Annotated in this window: 17 protein-coding genes; 16 read left to right on the forward strand and 1 reads right to left on the reverse strand. The window is 69.9% G+C overall.

The window, feature by feature from the left end:
• Window positions 1-20 precede the first annotated feature (20 nt).
• Window positions 21-473, reverse strand: a complete 453-nt coding sequence (locus ACIA8R_RS29520; RefSeq protein ID WP_357709741.1) for a MarR family transcriptional regulator — start codon at window positions 471-473, stop codon at window positions 21-23.
• A gap of 98 nt (window positions 474-571) precedes the next feature.
• Here ACIA8R_RS29520 and ACIA8R_RS29525 point away from each other — a divergent pair, with 98 nt between their 5' ends.
• The 16 genes from ACIA8R_RS29525 to ACIA8R_RS29600 all read left to right on the forward strand — a co-directional run bounded on the left by ACIA8R_RS29525 (window position 572) and on the right by ACIA8R_RS29600 (window position 14292).
• On the forward strand, window positions 572-3826 hold the full coding sequence (locus ACIA8R_RS29525) for an efflux RND transporter permease subunit (RefSeq protein ID WP_397041397.1): 3255 nt from the start codon (window positions 572-574) through the stop codon (window positions 3824-3826).
• Window positions 3732-5726, forward strand: a complete 1995-nt coding sequence (locus ACIA8R_RS29530; RefSeq protein ID WP_397041398.1) for a recombinase family protein — start codon at window positions 3732-3734, stop codon at window positions 5724-5726. Before ACIA8R_RS29525 ends, ACIA8R_RS29530 begins: the two co-directional genes overlap by 95 nt.
• 243 nt (window positions 5727-5969) lie before the next feature.
• Complete coding sequence (locus ACIA8R_RS29535; RefSeq protein WP_397041399.1) at window positions 5970-6356, forward strand: hypothetical protein; 387 nt, start codon at window positions 5970-5972, stop codon at window positions 6354-6356.
• 28 nt (window positions 6357-6384) lie between these two features.
• A complete protein-coding gene (locus tag ACIA8R_RS29540) occupies window positions 6385-7107 on the forward strand; it encodes a hypothetical protein (RefSeq protein WP_364343022.1) in 723 nt (240 codons plus the stop codon).
• 241 nt (window positions 7108-7348) lie between these two features.
• Window positions 7349-7771: a hypothetical protein gene (locus ACIA8R_RS29545; RefSeq protein ID WP_397041400.1), complete on the forward strand. Its 423-nt coding sequence runs from the start codon at window positions 7349-7351 to the stop codon at window positions 7769-7771.
• 29 nt (window positions 7772-7800) lie between these two features.
• Entirely contained in the window at window positions 7801-8199 is a 399-nt protein-coding gene (locus tag ACIA8R_RS29550; RefSeq protein WP_397041401.1) for a hypothetical protein, read from the forward strand.
• A gap of 60 nt (window positions 8200-8259) precedes the next feature.
• A complete protein-coding gene (locus tag ACIA8R_RS29555) occupies window positions 8260-8589 on the forward strand; it encodes a DUF6011 domain-containing protein (RefSeq protein ID WP_364343031.1) in 330 nt (109 codons plus the stop codon).
• On the forward strand, window positions 8586-8828 hold the full coding sequence (locus ACIA8R_RS29560) for a hypothetical protein (protein WP_364343034.1): 243 nt from the start codon (window positions 8586-8588) through the stop codon (window positions 8826-8828). The genes ACIA8R_RS29555 and ACIA8R_RS29560 overlap by 4 nt, the downstream gene beginning before the upstream one ends.
• Window positions 8825-9196, forward strand: a complete 372-nt coding sequence (locus ACIA8R_RS29565; protein ID WP_397041402.1) for a hypothetical protein — start codon at window positions 8825-8827, stop codon at window positions 9194-9196. The genes ACIA8R_RS29560 and ACIA8R_RS29565 overlap by 4 nt, the downstream gene beginning before the upstream one ends.
• An 89-nt stretch (window positions 9197-9285) precedes the next feature.
• On the forward strand, window positions 9286-10605 hold the full coding sequence (locus ACIA8R_RS29570) for a hypothetical protein (protein ID WP_397041403.1): 1320 nt from the start codon (window positions 9286-9288) through the stop codon (window positions 10603-10605).
• The gene (locus ACIA8R_RS29575) at window positions 10602-11216 is read left to right on the forward strand and encodes a hypothetical protein (protein ID WP_397041404.1); all 615 of its coding nucleotides are present in this window, start codon (window positions 10602-10604) and stop codon (window positions 11214-11216) included. The genes ACIA8R_RS29570 and ACIA8R_RS29575 overlap by 4 nt, the downstream gene beginning before the upstream one ends.
• 201 nt (window positions 11217-11417) lie before the next feature.
• Window positions 11418-12035, forward strand: coding sequence for a hypothetical protein (locus ACIA8R_RS29580; protein WP_397041405.1), 618 nt, complete (start codon window positions 11418-11420; stop codon window positions 12033-12035).
• Window positions 12032-12766: a hypothetical protein gene (locus ACIA8R_RS29585; RefSeq protein ID WP_397041406.1), complete on the forward strand. Its 735-nt coding sequence runs from the start codon at window positions 12032-12034 to the stop codon at window positions 12764-12766. The genes ACIA8R_RS29580 and ACIA8R_RS29585 overlap by 4 nt, the downstream gene beginning before the upstream one ends.
• Window positions 12763-13371: a DUF6349 family protein gene (locus ACIA8R_RS29590; protein WP_397041407.1), complete on the forward strand. Its 609-nt coding sequence runs from the start codon at window positions 12763-12765 to the stop codon at window positions 13369-13371. The genes ACIA8R_RS29585 and ACIA8R_RS29590 overlap by 4 nt, the downstream gene beginning before the upstream one ends.
• Window positions 13349-13735 (forward strand): hypothetical protein, encoded by a 387-nt coding sequence (locus ACIA8R_RS29595; protein WP_397041408.1) that lies wholly within the window; start codon window positions 13349-13351, stop codon window positions 13733-13735. Before ACIA8R_RS29590 ends, ACIA8R_RS29595 begins: the two co-directional genes overlap by 23 nt.
• Complete coding sequence (locus tag ACIA8R_RS29600; RefSeq protein ID WP_397041409.1) at window positions 13732-14292, forward strand: hypothetical protein; 561 nt, start codon at window positions 13732-13734, stop codon at window positions 14290-14292. Before ACIA8R_RS29595 ends, ACIA8R_RS29600 begins: the two co-directional genes overlap by 4 nt.
• Window positions 14293-14317: the final 25 nt, after the last annotated feature.

Genomic DNA, 14317 nt, shown 5'->3' on the forward strand with positions numbered 1-14317 from the left:
CCGGGAGCGCGCCGCGCGGGTCATTCGTTGTAGAGCTTGTCCGCGACCTCGCGGATGCGGCGGGTGGCGTGGTCGAGGGCGCGCAGGGCCTCGGTGTCCAGGTGGGACATGATGCGCTTGTAGTGTCTGAGGCCGGCGTCGTTGATCTCGGCGATCAGGGTGACGCCGGCGGGGGTGAGCTCGACCCGGCGCACCCGGCGGTCGTTGGGGTCTTCATGCCTGCTGACCAGGCCCTGGGCGACCAGGCGGTCGACGATGCCGGTGACGGTGGCCAGGCTGACGCCGAGGGTGTGGGCGAGGTCCTGGCCCGAGGCGGAGCCGTGCGTGGACAGCTGCATGACGACGTGGAGCTGGCGGATGGTGAGATTGGAGCTGAACAGGGGGGACTGCTGTTGTGTGAACAGTTTTCCCAGGTCTCGCTGTGTCTCGGTGATCCGTCGGATCAGGTCTTCGCGTTCGTCGTCCACGCTCACCTCTCGCTTCCTGAGAAGGTTATCAGGAAAGTCAGGTCACGCTAAATATTCGTATTAGGCAAAGTGTTAGTCTGGGGCGAACTCTTGGAGGGGAGCCTATGACCGCTTTCGCCCGGTTGAGTCTGGTCAACCGCAGTCTTGTGATCTTGGTGGCGGTCGTGATCACCGCGTTCGGCGCGTTCACGATTCCGCAGTTGAAGCAGCAGCTCCTGCCGTCGTTGGCGTTCCCGGGCGCGTTCGTCATCGCGCCCTTCCCCGGCGCCTCGCCGGAGATCGTCGAAGATCAGGTGACGAAGCCGATCGAGGACTCCTTCCAGGGGATTCCCGGCATGGAGCAGATGACCTCCACGTCGAAGGAGGGCCTGGCCCAGATCCAGGTGGCCTTCGAGTACGGCACCGACATCGAGGCGTCGCTGAACAAGATGCAGCAGGCCGTCGCCAGGATCACGCTCCCGCAGGGCGTCGATCCGCAGGTGGTGGCGGGCAACACCGATGACATCCCGGTGCTGGTGCTGGCGGTGGGCGACGGCGGTGACGAGCGGGCGATGGCCGACAAGCTGCGCCGGATCATGGTGCCGGAGTTGCAGAGCGTCGAGGGGGTGCGCGAGGCGGCGGTCACCGGTACCCGCGACGAGGTCGTCACGATCGAGCCGGACATGAAGAAGATGGCGCTGGCCGGGGTGTCGGCGGCGCAGATCCCCGAGGTGCTCAAGGCGAACGGCACGCCGATCCCGGCCGGGTCGCTGACCGCCGACGGCAGGTCGCTGACCGTGCAGGTGGGTTCGCGGGTCGACTCGCTGGAGAAGCTGAAGAACCTCTACCTGACGCCCGCGCAGCCGCAGGTCGCCCAGCCCTCGCAGCCTCAGCAGCCTCAGACGCAGGGCCGCCCGCAGGCCGGGCAGCCGGCGCAGACGGGCCGGACGGCGGTGCCGCAGCAGGCGGTGCGTCCCAAGCCGCTCAAGCCGGTCAAGCTGGGCGAGGTGGCCGAGATCAAGCGTGGCCTGGCCGACGCCTCGACGATCACCCGTACCGACGGTAAGACGAGCCTCGGCGTGTCGGTGACGATGACGCCCGACGGCAACGCGGTGACGATCTCGCGTGAGATCCGCGAGAAGCTGCCGGAGCTGACGCGGTCGCTGGGCGACTCCTCCGACACGCAGGTGTCGGTGGTGTTCGACCAGGCGCCGTACGTGGAGGAGTCGATCGAGAACCTCACCACCGAGGGCCTGCTGGGGCTGGCGTTCGCGGTGCTGGTCATCCTGGTGTTCCTGCTGTCGGTGCGTTCGACGCTGGTGACGGCGGTGTCGATCCCGCTGTCGGTGGTGATCGCGCTGCTCGCGCTGTGGGCGGGTGACTACTCGCTCAACATGCTGACGCTGGGCGCGCTGACGATCGCGGTGGGCCGGGTGGTCGACGACTCGATCGTGGTGCTGGAGAACATCAAGCGCCATCTGGGTTACGGCGAGGCCAAGCTGCAGGCGATCCTGACCGCGGTGCGGGAGGTGTCGGGGGCGGTGACGGCCTCGACGCTGACGACGGTGGCGGTGTTCGCGCCCATCGCGATCGTGGGCGGCATGGTGGGCGAGCTGTTCCGGCCGTTCGCGGTGACGGTGGCGGTGGCGTTGCTGGCCTCGCTGGTGGTGTCGCTGACGGTGGTGCCGGTGCTGGCGTACTGGTTCCTCAAGGCGCCGGCGTTGTCGCCGGAGCAGGCGCGGGCCCAGCGTGAGGAGGCCGAGGCCAAGGAGCTGCGCAGCCCGTTGCAGCGGGCGTACCTGCCGGTGCTGCGGTTCGCCACGCGGTTCAAGCTGGTGACGGTGCTGATCGGGGTGGCGGTGTTCGTCGGGACGATGGGCCTGGCGGGCGGTCTGCGGACGAACTTCCTGGACTCCTCCGGGCAGAACACGATCTCGCTGACGCAGAAGATGCCGGTCGGCACCGATCTGGCCACGACGGACCAGGCCGCCGAGAAGGTGGAGGGCGTGCTGTCGGGGTTGGCCGGTGTGGAGACGTACCAGGTGAACGTGGGCGGCGGCAACGCCATGCAGGGTGGCGTGGGCGGCGGCGCGGACCGGGCGTCGTACTCGGTGACGGTCAAGGACGGCGTCGAGCCGGCGACCGTGGAGCAGCAGCTCCGGGAGAAGATCACGGGCCTGTCCGGGGTCGGTGAGGTCACCGTCGGCGGCGCCGGTGGGGGCGGGTTCTCCTCCGACACGGTGAGCGTGATCGTGCAGGCGCCCGACGCCGAGACGCTGCGCACGGCGACCGACTCGGTCAAGAGCGCGATGGGTCAGGTGAAGGGTCTGCGTGACCTGTCGTCGAACCTGGAGGCCAGCGCGCCGCGCATCGAGGTCGCGGTCGACCGGGAGAAGGCGGCGGCCAAGGGGCTGTCGGAGGCGCAGGTGGGTCAGGCGGTGGCGCAGGCGTTCCGTGGCGCGCCGCTGGGCCAGATCACCCTGGACGGCCGCAGCAGCGACCTGGTGCTGCGCGGTGGTGACGCTCCCGACGACCTCAAGGCGATCGAGGGCCTGAAGCTGCCGACGGCGGCGGGTCTGGTGAAGTTGTCGTCGGTGGCCGAGGTGAAGCAGGTGGCCGGTCCGACGCAGGTGACCAGGATCGACGGTGAGCGTTCCGCGACGGTGTCGGGCAAGGTGGAAGCGGCCGATCTGGGCACCGTGACGCAGGAGCTGACGACGAAGCTGGACTCGGTGGCGCTGGCCGCCGGCGCCCGGTACGAGATCGGCGGCGCGTCGGCGGACCAGGCGGACGCGTTCTCCGATCTGGGCATGGCGATGCTGGCGGCGATCGCGATCGTGTTCATGATCATGGTGGCGACGTTCCGGAGCTTCGTCCAGCCGCTGATCCTGCTGGTGTCGGTGCCGTTCGCGGCGACCGGCGCGGTGGGGCTGCTGGTGGCGACCGACACCGCGTTGGGCGTGCCGGCGTTGATCGGCATGCTGATGCTGATCGGCATCGTGGTGACGAACGCGATCGTGCTGATCGACCTGATCAACCAGTACCGGGAGCAGGGGCTGGGCGTGGTGGAGGCGGTGATCGAGGGCGGCCGGCGCAGGTTGCGGCCGATCCTGATGACGGCGGTGGCCACGATCTGCGCGCTGACGCCGATGGCGCTGGGGGTGACCGGGTCGGGCGGGTTCATCTCGCAGCCGCTGGCGATCGTGGTGATCGGCGGCCTGGTGTCGTCGACGCTTCTGACGCTGGTGCTGGTCCCCAGCCTTGTTGTTGCTATAACTCGGAAGCGTGATCGAGGACCGCGCCACGTTAACCCCAGCCATCGCGTACGTGAGAGTGTCGATGATGCTGGAGGAAAAGATCTCGCCAGCAATCCAGCGTGATGCCATCGAGGCGTTAGCCGCCCGGCGGGGTTACTACATCCCGCCGGGCGCTTGGCCGGACGGCGGCTGGATAGAAGATCTTGACGTGTCCGGGAGGAACTTCCAGCGGACGATCATGGCGGCCATCTCTCAGGTGGAGAAGGGGGCAGCCAAGGCGATCCTCGTGTGGAAGTACTCCCGGTTCGGCCGTAACCGCATGGGCAACCAGCTCAACCTCGCACGGTTGGAGACGGCGGGTGGCGACCTGGTGTCTGCCACGGAAGAGGTGGATGCCACCACCGCGGTCGGCAAGTTCACCCGCGGCATGCTGATGGAGCTGGCCGCCTTCGAGAGTGACCGGGCGGGCGAGCAGTGGGCGGAGGCGTTTCAGAACCGTCTGGCGCGGGGGCTCCCGCCGTTCGGTGGAGAGTACTTCGGGTACGTGCGGCGGGGCCGGCAGCCGCACCCGCTCGATCCGAATCGGACGTTGCGTGACCCTTCCGATGGCGAGGAACGCTACGAGCCTGATGTGCAGTCCGGCGCCGCCCTGGTGTTCGCAGGCTGCTACGAGTCGTACGTGGCCGATCAGAATTTTGCCGCGCTCGCCACGCGGCTGAATCGGCACGGGTTCACCACCGAGGGTGGTCTGCCGTGGAGTGCCGAGACCATCCGCCAGGTCATGGACCGCGGCTTCGCGGCCGGCCTGCTGCAGATTCACGATCCCGAATGCAGGTGCGCCAAGGCGTCCCGCTGCCAGCGGAGAGTGTTTCGTCCGGGCGTGCACGCGCCTCTCATCAGCGACGAGTTGTGGAAGCGGTACCTCGCGCTGAGAGCTGCCAAGGTCACACGGCCGTCGCACTCCATGCACCAGTTCACCGGTTTCATCAGCTGCTGGCACTGCGGCGGCGGGATGCACCTGAACAGGCATCAAAAGGGCTTTATCTGCGGCTCAAGAGCTCGGCATGACGAGGTGGTGTGCGGGTCGAGGTTCGCGCTCTTGGCGGCGGTGGAAGAAGCCCTGCTGCAACTGCTCGCCGAGTGGGCCCCCGAGATCGAGGCGGCGGCCGAGTCGTTCGCGATCGAACCGGAACCTCCGCGGCCGGAAGCGAACCTGGAATGGCTCAAGAAGGAACTGGTGCGCATCAACGAGGACTTGGACCGGCAGACGATGCAGTTCGCGAAGGGTCTGCTGCCTGAGGACTCCTACATACGAGTGCGCGACGAGTTGCTGGCCGAACGGGATCGGCTGATAAGTGCCTTGGAGCCGGAACCGGCGGATGAGGCGAGGATGGACCCGCGCGAGGCCGTTCCGGTGATGCGAGGGCTCATCGAGGAGTGGCCGACGCTCGCCGTGCTGGATCGTCGCGCCCTGCTCATGCAGATTGTCGCCAAGCTGGAGATCGAGAAGCCTCCGTACGCGCCGGCGTGGCTGTGGGTGCATCCGCTGTTCGAGGCGAAGCCGAAGCGAGTTCCATTGCAGAGCCGTCTGCGGCTCGATGAGGTCAAGGACGGCATTCTGGCGGCGATGCGGGCCAGAGGAGAGGCGTCGATGGGGGCCTCGGAGCTGCTGCGGGTCGTGCCGACGTCCCATCCGACTCTCGGTCGTGCTCTTGGGCAGTTGCTCGCTGACGGCATGGTGACGCGGGAAGGCAAAACCAGCAGCACCCGCTACCGGCTCGTTAAGCGTCCCGGCGTTCTCTTGGGCGCTCACGCTGAAGCGGAACGCGTGAAGGATGCCATCCTGCGCATGCTGACCGAGCGGGAGGGGGAGCCGGTCGGCGCTCGCGAGATGAGACTCGCTGTGGGGTCCTCTGCTGCCACCGTTGGCCGGGCGCTGGCCGCCTTGCAGGCGGACGGTCTCATCGGGCGCGGAGGTAAGGGAAAACGAACCCGTTACCAACTCGCGCAGCATCACCGCTAGCGGAACCGCTCACGCATAGCTAGCTGCGTCTGTAGCGGTTGCTGAGCGCGTGAGGATGCGTGTTGCACCCCATGATGTCGGTTGGTCGGTTCAAGTGCTCTGTGTTCGTTCTGCGACGCGTCCCCGTGTCGTTCCCGGAATCTCTCTCAGACTCATTGCACTCCCGCAATGAGTCTGCGAATCTGATCACCGCACCACCCATGAAACCCGCTGACCAGCGGAAACGCCTACCGAGGAGCGGCTATGATCACTCGGCTCTACACCCGCAACGCACCCCAACTCGCAGTCGGCATCGAGGTCTACCACCTCACCATCCACCTGCCCGGCCAGACGAACCACATGGGCGACATCACCAGCACAGGCGACATCTGGGTCGTGCACTTCAGCGGTGACCGCGCCGACAAAGTCGTCTTTGCCCCTGACGCCTTCGACGTCTACGGCGAGAACGACCTGCACGAGGGCGACCAGGCCCCGGCACCAGGTCAGACCCTAGAGGCGTTCCTCGAAGCCGAGCACCAGTACATGACCGACCAGGGCTGGGTGCTGCTCCCTCACGACTTCGGGGTGAGCGAGACCGCCTCCCGGATTATCGCCCGTTCCTACGAGCTGGCCCAGCACGCTACCCGCTAGCCATACCGCTTCCCGAAAAGAGGACCACATGAGCATCCGCTACCAGGCGATCGCCGTCGATGACTCCACCACCTTCGAGCGCGGCCTCGACGGCGCCCCCCTGCCCCCGAACCACCTGGTCGTCGTCGCCGAAGCGCAGGAGCACGCCGAGGACGAGGAGACGACCATCCTCGTGGCGGTGCCTCGCGTCGTCGCCGTCATCGACACCGGCGTGCCGCTCGATGACAAAGGCCCGGACCTGGACGACCTGCTGGACCGCCACGGCTGGAAGTTGACCGGCGACAGCGGCCTGGGCGAAGACGGCGCCAGGCACGAAGTACACGAGGTCGTCCCGGCCGACCCGGACGCCGCGCCGCCCGCGGTCACCTACCGGAACGGGAGCCCGCTGCCGTACTACCTCGCCGGCCGGGCGCGACTCGACGAGAACGGCTCGCTGCGTCCGGCGCTCCTCGTCGCCTCCTTCGCCGCCGCCCAGGCCGAAGGCGCCGCGCACGGCCTCGACGTCACCGGTATCGAACTGCTCCTGATCTCTGCCGTCCGCGCCGCCGTGGACGACAGGCTCACCGCCGAGGGACATGGCCTCGACACTGCCGACACCGCGTGCAAGCAGCGATTGTTCATGATCGCGTGCGACGCGATCGGCAACGCGCTCGACATCATCCGGGAGCGGAAGACCTGCCGCACCTGCGACGCCCGCGCCGTTTCCCGCACTCTCGACGGTCTGCCGACCTGCGCGAACACCAGCCACTAACCGCTAGCGACGACGCAGTCTTGCAAGGCTCGCGTGGACCTCCGTGATCTGAAGCTCTGACCGCACCGCCCGCCCCCTTCTCCCCGAGGTGGCGGCCCCTCGCCCCCGCAACCGAACCAACTCACCTGGAGCCGTCATCACAACGACCGCCACCCCCGTCGAACTCGGCGAGGGACTCCTCACTCTCCTCCGGCGCGCCGACACGCACCCTGACCCTCACATCAGCGGCGGCGGCGACACCGTGGCCGACCATCTGCACGCCGCGCTGATCGCGCTGCTGGGCACGCAAGGCTGGGGCCCCGCACAGGCCGCGGACGCGATCGCCGCCGCTCGTCTCAGCGACTGCACTCTCGGCCGCGCGCTGCTCGACCACCAGGAGGGCACCGTCCGCCCCACGACCGTGTCTCGCGCCCAGGCCGAACAGGTGGCCGCCGCGATCGCCCGCCAGTTCGGAGTGCCCGCCGACGAGCCGAAGCTGATGGAGGAGTGGTGGGACGGCCGCCAGTGGTCGATCTACTGGGACGGCCCGCACGAGTGGACCTGCTACGTGCCCGAGGGTGGCCCTTTCGCCGAGTCCGACTGGACGATCCCGGCGTGCGATCTGCCGCCCGGCGTCCGCGTCGAGGCCGTCAACGCCTGCACGCTCACCATCCAACCCCGCTGACCCGGGCCACCCCACAGAAAGGGATCGTCATGTCCACGATCGTCTGCACCATCGCCGCGGGCGCCAGCCAGTTCGTCATCGAGGAGATCCGCACCGACCTGCGAGGCCGGCACCTCTACTACAGCGAGGCCGCGGCGCTCGACCTGGCCTCAGCCCAGCACCGGCCCGTCACGCTGGTCCGGCTCGACGGCACCCGCGAGCGCCCGGCCGTCGCCTTCGACCCCGATGCGTTCGAGCGGCACGCCTACCTGGGCTACGTCTGCCACGGGCTGTCGATGACGGACGGCCACTTCGTGCCCGAGCCGTTCGAGCAGTGGGTGTCCGCCTTCCGGCGGCACCCGGACTGGCGCGGCATCGACGCGCCCTGGCCCGTCGTGGACGCGCTCGGCACCTACAAGGCCCACCGCGCCGCCGCCCCGGCGGCCTGACACCCGACACCGCGCGGCTCGCCCCAGCGGGCCGCGCCCTTCCACAGAGAGGCACCACCGTTGACCATCGCGTCCACGACGCTCACCCCTGGCGTCTACAAGCTCGACGGCCGCCTGTACGCGGTCAAGGACAGCCGCCGCTACAGCGACAAACAGGACGTCAAGCGGCTCGAAGTCCGCAACGGCAAGCTGCACCGCCGCCCGGTCACCCCCACCACGATCGACCGGCTCACGCCCGACCTCCACATCACCCTGGAGGACGCCGTCGCCTTCGGCGAGAAGCACCACTTCTGCTGCATGTGCGGCAGACAGCTCACCGCCGAGACGTCGATCGCCAGGGCGATCGGGCCCAAGTGCGCGAAGAACATCGCGAAGGCGCATGCCGCATGAGCCTCCCCGAAATCTCGCCCCCGCATAGCCCGCCCACGGCCGAGCAGCAGACGTGGGCGTGGGGACCACTTGTCCTGCCACGCGAGAAGAACTGGGCGTGCGGCTGCGCCCCGAACTGCCCCCACCCGTCCGTCGTGGCCCTCATCAGCCACAACCCCGACTGGCGGTACGGGTTGTGCGAGGCCAGCGCCCGCGAGAGCGGCTGCCCCCAGACCCTGCTCGATGAGGCGAAGCCGTGAACGCCGGATCGAAGATCATCGGCTACCGCCTCGCCGATGTCCGCCCGTACGGGCCGACCGGCGACGATCTGGAGGTCACCCCTCTGCCCGGCCTGTTCACCGTGCCACCCTCGAACGTCGCCTCGGTCCTGGGCAGCGACGTCGTCGTGATCGAGCTGCGCCGCGGAGGCCGCTCCAGCGCCGACCCGGCCGGACGGCCGCTGCCCAACTGGTGGCACGTCGTCTGCGACGGCGGCCATGTGGAGCTGCCGTGCACGACCTGGCAGAGCGCCGTTCGGGCCCGGGATCGCATCCTGCGGCACGACGAGTGCCCTCATGACCACCGGGTGATCACCCGCCACCCCGACGTGATCGCCATTCTCCGCTAGCGAAACCGCCAGCACCCTGCGTGCGGGCTGTCCCAGCACCGCCGGGCCAGCCCGGCCAATCCCGAAACACAGCACGAAAGGCACCACGCATGATCCTTCCCCCGATCGACCGGCCCAAGACCGGCCGCGCCGCCGACATGACCGATGAGGAATGGGCCGCCTGGCGCGGCCAGCAGCTCATGGGCAACTCCTGGGCCGCCGCCTCCTGCCAGGTGACCGCCGCCGAGATCCGCGACAACCCGGCCGTCCTGGACGAGTTCCGGCTGTACGCCGCCCAGTTCCCCCACTACAACCGGCACACCTTCGCCAACGCGATGCGTCTGTACGCCCAAGACCCGGGCGCGACCCGCGTGCAGGGCGAGAAGTGGTGGAGCGGCGAAGGCCGCCAACTGCGTGAGGGCGCCGTCCCGCTCTGGATCGAATCCCTCTACCAGGGCACCCGCCGCGAGCAGCGGGAGAACCCGGACACCGGCGAAACCGAGGAGGTCACCCGCCGCCGCCGTCGCGCGATGGTCGGCACGGCCGTCTACGACGTCTCCCAGACCGTCCCCAAGGACGGCGTCACCTGCATCCTGTGCCGCACCGAAGGGCCGCAGGACTGCCCGCCCACCTGCCCCGTCTATCTCCCGGAGTCCGGGCGCATCCCCTCACGCAGCGACGTCCTCGTCGAGGCGGCCACCCAGCTGAAGGAGATCGGCGGCCTCGACATCGAGGAAGTCCTCAGCCAGCTCGGCACCGACCCCTACCGTGACGGCGACCACGTCCACGGCACCAACAGCTTCGTCTTCAGCGTCCCCCGGCTCCGCGGCAAGGGCACCCGGTCGTTGCGGGCACACGTCTCCCACGACGAGCGGGGCCGCACCCGCTACGCCGTCGTCCGCGTCGGCGTCTTCTGGATCGGCCTCGACAGCCTGGAATACGACCGCGCCACCTACGGGGGGAACCGCCGCCGCAACGCCCTGCGCGTCCAGTACGGCGACGCCCGCGACGGCGAGGACTACCACAACCGGGATGGCAGCCGGGCCAGGCCCGGCGCCCCCACCGTCAACGGCGTCACCCTGGCCGGTGACGGCACCTACAACGCCGACGACATCACCAAGGACGGCACGTCGGGCCCCTGGGTTGGCCGCCCCGGCCGCTACTCCTCGGGCAGGGTGCCCGAGAAAACCGAGCAGGCCGTCCGCCGCATCGTCTACAACCTGACCCAGCACTGGCTGAGGCAGCCCGGCCTGGACGAGCTGCGCGCCGCGCACGACCGGCATCACGCCCCCTCGCGCAAGGCTGGCCACGACCGTCGCGTGGAGCGGCTGCGTGAGCAGGTCGGCCAGCTCGCAGCCGAGCTGGCCGAGCAGGAGGAAGCCGCCGCCGTCCAGGCCGCGCTCGTCAAGGCCGCGGGGGAGGGGGCATGAACGTGGCCCGGCCCCCGCAGCTCGCTGACGAGCCGCTGTGGCGAGGTGTCATCGTCCCCAAGATCACCTTGTGCCATCTCGACGGCACGCCGATCCTCGGCGAGGTCGACCAGAGCATCGTGGGCGACTTCCTCGCAAGCCAGCAGTGCCAGCTCTGCGGCAAGGAGATCAGCAGTCCGCGCGGCACCGCCGTGGTGATGGCACGCCCGGGGGACCTCGACCGGGGCCTGGTCAACGAGCCCGCCCAGCATCGGTGGTGCGCCGACTACAGCGTCCAGGTGTGCCCGATGCTGTCAGGCCGCCTCGACCAGTACCGGACCACGGCACGCTCCGATCGGGATCGGTGCGGGGACCCGCGCTGCCACTGCGCCACCTGGGATCCGCTGCCGATGGCGCTGCGAGCTGGCCAACCGGCCGACCCCTGGTACGCGGTGCAGTTCCCGATGGCGGACTACCGCGTGGACACCATCGCGCTCCCGGGCGGGGCCGTCATGACCGGCGTGTCGCTCACCTACCCGCGCAACCCACGCATCCGGCTCGTCACCCCCGGCAGGCCCGGACCCGACGACCTGAACCTCATCGACCGGCTCGGGCTGCCCACCCCTGTCTGACCGTTGACCACCGGCGTGGGGGGGGGGGGGGGGGGGGGGGGGCGGGCCCCCCCCGCCCCCCCCCCCCCCCCGCCCGCCCCCCCCCCCCACCCCCCCCCCCCCCCCCCCGGGGGCGGGCCCCCCCCCCCGCCCGCCCGCCCCCCCCCGGGGGGGGGCCGCCCCCCCCCCCCCCCCGCGCCCCCTCACCCTTCGAGGAGACCAATGGAGCGCAACCTGCCTCCCATACCGCCACAGATCGCGGCACTGCCCCAAGATCGCGGCTTCCCTGTCCCGTGGGTCGCCGAGTGGAACAGCCGCACCGAAACCGTCGCCGTCGACGAGCAGTTCGGCCGGATGCTGGCCTGCGACTGCGCCCCAGGCCAGGGACGAGCCACCCTCGGCGTGAACTGTGCCGTCCGGCAGCGCGAAGCCATGCGTGACCGCCTGTGCGGCACCTGCGGCACAGCGATCATCGGCCCCATGGCCATGGTCGGCACGCGCGACATGCCCTACAGCGTCGAACCGGGCCTGCACCTCGACTGCGCGGTCTTCTCCCTGCTGGCCTGCCCAAGACTCGCGCATGCGGGCGGCCGGGCCGGGCTCGTGGTCATGGACCGCTACACCCTCATGGAAGACCGCATCCTCGGCGTGAACCCTGACCGGACACTCATCCGCCACATGCTGCCGCCCCTCCTCGGCGCGATCTCCGGAGGCGTCCTGGCCTACCTCGTCGCCATCATCCCCAGCACCGCGCAGCGCTTCCGCGCCACGGACTGGCTGGACGCCAACCGCCACATCCTGACCAGCCCTTCGCCTACCTCCGTGGAAGGACACCGATGACCTCGCAGCACTCGCTCGCCGACCTCGGCCAGCTCACCGGCCGACCGCGTGAGTCTCTCGTCGAGGAGGTTCTCCCTGGCCTGCCCGTCAAGGTTCACGGCCTGCTCCGCGCCAACGGCGTGCACACCCTCGGCGACCTGCTCGACCGGGGAGAAACGGTCCTAGCCGAGATTCCCCAGTTCGGTGCCGTCGCGTTGGAGGCCGTCAAGCAGGCGCTCGGCCGCATCCTGCCGTCCCTGGTCACCCCGCAGGAAGCGGCTCACACGCTGCGTGGCCTCCTGGACCGCGAAGAGCTGTTCACCCGCCTCCACGCCGACGGCAGCAGCCTCGACGTGCGGTCCGGCCGGGCGAGAGAGTTCCCCTCGGGGCCGATCACGCACGTCATCATCGAGGCCAGCCTGCGGGGGCCCGCGTACGTGATCGCGCCGCCGCCGCTGCCCGGCCGCGACGCCGGCCCGTCCCGCGTTACCCACCACGTAGGCGAGGCCGTCACCTGGATCTGCTCGCAGACGCTGTACCCGTACGAGTGCCTGATGGACTGCGGAAACCCGGCCGGGGTGGGCTGTACCCCGGCCTGCCAGTCCTTCCCGGATGACCGGTACACGCCGCCACCGGCCGAGGAGAACGCGGACCATGGCGGGCTGTTCGCCGACGAGCCGCCTTTCCCCGACGACCCGTGGGCGACCGCCGCGCAGGACCGTCAGCACACCGTTCCGGACGGCCCAGCGTGACCGACCACGACAGCGAGCCACGCGGCGCGATCGCCCGCCACCTGCACTACCGCTCCCTCACCCACCGGCCCACCGGGGTCTGGGCGATCTACATCACCCATCCCGGCAACGTGCTCGGCCAAGCCCACGCGCCGCTGATCCCCGCCGAGGAGCACCTGCCGACCGTGCTGTTCCAGTCCGGCGTCTCTCCGCGCCGCTTCCTCGGAGCGTGCCTGGGCTGCACTTGGGAGAGCGAGCGGGAATTCGGGCACGTGCTCCTGGCCGTCGAGGCCGCCCACGATCACACCCACCCCGGGTGGCGGGCGCTGCCCGCCGTGCACCCCCGCCCGAAGTCAGGGCCTGCCAAGCAGTGGATCAGACAGGTCACAGCCGCCTACCCGGCAGGCTGGTTCGCCCGCGGCGGTCCGATCCTGACCATCCGCGCCGACCGCGCCGACCGCATGCCGCTGCCCCACAGGGCGCCCGGCGGCCACGGATACGACCTGCCCGCTCTCCCTCCCGCGCACGCGTCCGTGCCCGCCACCCCCGCCCCCTCACCCACAGCCTCGCCCCTCATCCCCGCCCTCGAAGGGAGAACCCCTCATGCCCGACTCCACGCTGCCTGACAGCCCTCCTCCGGCGCGACGCCGGCGACGCAGGAACAACCCCATCAGCCACGGCATGCTGATCCGGGCCCTCGTCGGGATCGCCGCCGAGCATCCCGGCCGCACCGGCGCCTCCCCCCACCGCAGGCAGCAGGAACCGCACGCCTGCATCGCGGTCGCCCTGCTGCAGACGCGGGGCCTCACCGTCGAGGACCTGCCGTCCGGCTGCGACATCCAGAACGCACCCAACCGTGTCAGGCACATGTTCACGCCCGGCGCGCGCTGGCTGCTCAAGCGCCTGCACCAGGCCAACCACCGCGGCACCCCGTGGAGCGAACTGCCCGACTTCGCCGAGCGCCTGTTCGCCGCCCAGGAGCGGCCGTGAGAGGCCACGTGATCGGCATGCACCTCGGCCTGCCGACCTCCCACGTCGCCATCACCACCGACTACGGCATCACCGTCCACCGCTGCACCCCCTCGGCGGGCTACGGTCCGTCGACGCCTGAGCTGATCCGTCGCCATCACTGGATGGCGCGCGACATCGGGCTCACCGTCGCCCAGTTCAACCCCGTCCTCGTCGTGGTCAACCAGCCCGGCGAGCAGGACGGCAGCAATCGGTGGGACAGCCACGGCCTGTGGTGGCACGTCGTCAAGGACCTGGTCGGCGACCTGCGGCCGATCTCGGTGATCGACGACGACACGGCGTTCACGTACGCCACCGGCGTCAACCGGGCCACAGACCCGCTGCCCTTCGAGGACACCGTCTTGGCGCGGTTGACCGACCGCTACGGCCAAGAGCGCAGGCTGACCAGCGGCCAGGCCGCGGCCCTGATCCGCGCCGCGATGGGCGCCGACCACCTTGGCCACCCCGTCGCCCCCGTACCCGCCAGACATCGCGCCGCGCTCGACTCCGTCGAACGCTGGGCTGAGGTCTGGCGCTAATCGCTAGCGGCACCGCTAGCGTATT

Source organism: Nonomuraea sp. NPDC051191 (assembly GCF_044455665.1).
Lineage (GTDB): Bacteria > Actinomycetota > Actinomycetes > Streptosporangiales > Streptosporangiaceae > Nonomuraea.